The organism is Nocardioides sp. (assembly GCF_031422975.1).
Lineage (GTDB): Bacteria > Actinomycetota > Actinomycetes > Propionibacteriales > Nocardioidaceae > Nocardioides.
In genome coordinates, this window is record NZ_JANPEO010000231.1 from 1 (window position 1) to 1,873 (window position 1,873).

Sequence of the window (1,873 nt, forward strand, 5' to 3'; positions counted from 1 at the left end):
CGCCCAGCGTTCGGCCGAGGCCCGCGTGGCCCAGCGCTCCGCGGCGCACCTTCTCGAAGCCGCGCACCGGGGTCGGCGTGGGCGAGCCGGCGGGCTCGCCCGGCCACACCCGCGTCGCCGGTCGCGGCGACGACTCCGCGACCTCGGTCGGATCGGCGGTCCCCGCCAGGGCGGCGACGGCGAGCGGCATCGTGAACGGGTCCTCGCCAGCCTCTGACCCCGGCGTGACCGGGTGGGGGCCGCGCGCGGACAGCCAGTCACGCAGCTCGTCGAGCGTGGGCCGGTTGCGGGGCTCGGGGTCGAGGGCGTCCGCCACGACGCGCCGCATCGACGGGTCGAGGCCGGACAGGTCGTGCTCGCCGCGGCGGACGCGGTCCATGATCGCCACCGACGGGCCGCGGCCGAAGGGCGCTCGGCCGGTGCCGGCGAAGGCGAGCGTCGCACCCCAGGAATGCACGTCGGAGGCAGTCGTGGCGTCCTCGCCGAAGAGGATCTCCGGAGCGAGGTAGCCCGGCGTGCCGAGCAGCCAGCCGGTGTGGGTGAGCTTCGGGTCGTCTGCCACCCGGGCCAGCCCGAAGTCGATCAGGATCGGGGTACGGCCCTCCATCAAGATGTTGGACGGCTTGATGTCTCGATGCAGGACGCCCACGCCGTGGACGGCCGCGAGCGCCTCGGACAGGCAGGTGGCGAACCACGCCAGGTCGGCGCCCTCGATGGCGCCCTCCTCGTGGATGTGGTCGTGCAGCGAGAGACCGGGGACGTAGCGGGTGGCCACGAAGGGGACGTCGCCCCAGGGATCGGCGTCGAGGATCTCGGCCACCCGGCGCGACTTCACCCGGGTCAGCGACGACACCTCCCGCGCCAACCGCCGGCGCGCTTCGTCGTCACCCACGATGTGGGGCCGCAGCACCTTGAGTGCGACGCGCTCCCCACCGGGCTTGCGAGCGAGGTGCACGACGCCCATCCCGCCCTCACCGAGACGCGTCAGCAGCTCGTAGTCGCCGACGAAGAGGCCCGGCGGCGCCTGCTCTGGGCGGGAGGTGGTCACGCTGGGACATTACCGGTGCCCGCCCCCCGAATCGGGCATCCGCCGACGTCGCGGGGTCAGCCGACCCGGTGCATCCAGCCGAAGGTGTCGTCGGCGCGGCCGAACTGGACGTCGACCAGCGCGCCTCGGATCCGCATCGTGAGCTCGGTGGACGCGGGTGCGGGCAGCTCGCCGCCGTTCCACTTCAGCGACCCGACCGGCGTCACGACCGCGGCCGTGCCGCAGGCGAAGATCTCGGTGATCTCGCCGCTCGTCACGCCGTCGCGCCACTCGTCGATCGAGAACTTGCGCTCCTCGACCCGGTGGCCGAGCTTGCCGGCCAGCTCCATGATCGAGGCCCGGGTGATGCCCTCGAGGATGGTGCCGGTCTCGGGGGTGACGATCCGCCCGTCGTCGAAGACGTAGTACATGTTCATGCCGCCGAGTTCTTCGACGTACTGCCCCACCTGTGCGTCGAGGAACACCACCTGGTCGCATCCGTGGGCGGTGGCCTCCTGCTGGGCGACGAGCGAGCTGGCGTAGTTCCCTCCGGTCTTGGCCGCACCCATGCCGCCGCGGCCGGCGCGCGTGTAGTCCTCGGTGAGCCACAGGGTGACCGGCTTGATGCCGCCCTTGAAGTAGGCGCCCGCGGGGGACGCGATCACCATGAACGTCACGTGCTGCGCAGGTCGGACTCCGAGGAACGCCTCGCTGGCGAACATGAAGGGACGCAGGTAGAGGCTCTTCTCGCCTTCGTCGGTGTTGGTGGGCACCCAACGCTCGTCCACCTTCACCAGCGCCTCGACGGCCGCGATGAAGTCCTCGACGGGAAGCTCGGGCAGGGCC

At 72.1% G+C, this 1,873-nt stretch carries 2 protein-coding genes; both read right to left on the bottom strand.

Annotated elements, in window-relative coordinates; all coding sequences use genetic code 11:
• Positions 1-1,048: serine/threonine-protein kinase (locus RMO85_RS06880; protein ID WP_310527918.1), on the bottom strand; the 1,048-nt coding region annotated here is incomplete at its 3' end.
• Positions 1,049-1,104: 56 nt separating this feature from the next.
• Positions 1,105-1,873 (bottom strand): branched-chain amino acid aminotransferase (locus RMO85_RS06885; RefSeq protein ID WP_310527921.1); only part of this gene is annotated, 769 nt, incomplete at its 5' end.